This window comes from uncultured Mucilaginibacter sp., assembly GCF_937859865.1.
In the GTDB taxonomy this organism is placed as follows: Bacteria; Bacteroidota; Bacteroidia; order Sphingobacteriales; family Sphingobacteriaceae; genus Mucilaginibacter_A.
Genome location: NZ_CALMAT010000101.1, coordinates 10,871 through 11,135, shown reverse-complemented (window position 1 = coordinate 11,135; position 265 = coordinate 10,871). Strand labels below are relative to the sequence as shown.

1 protein-coding gene is annotated in these 265 nt (G+C 47.2%); it reads left to right on the top strand.

The window, feature by feature from the left end; all coding sequences use genetic code 11:
• A partial coding sequence (locus tag Q0192_RS18795; protein ID WP_366518177.1) for a glycosyltransferase occupies positions 1-265 on the top strand: 265 nt, incomplete at both ends.

Sequence of the window (265 nt, the reverse complement as noted above, 5' to 3'; positions counted from 1 at the left end):
ACGGCCCACGTTATCCCGGATTCGATCAAAGGTGCGTTGCCGCTATGGAAATACCTTTTGCCCTTGGTGCGGCGTTATTTTAAAAAAGTTTATTCGTACGCCGATGTGGTGATTGCCCTATCGCCGATGGTGGAAGAAGCTGTGCGGGCGTTGGGCGTTAAAACGAAAATCGTTAAAATTTACAACCCGGTTTTAATTAACAAATGGAAACGCACCGAGGAAAAGCGGCAGCAAGGCCGGAAATTATTAAACCTAAGCGGGGATA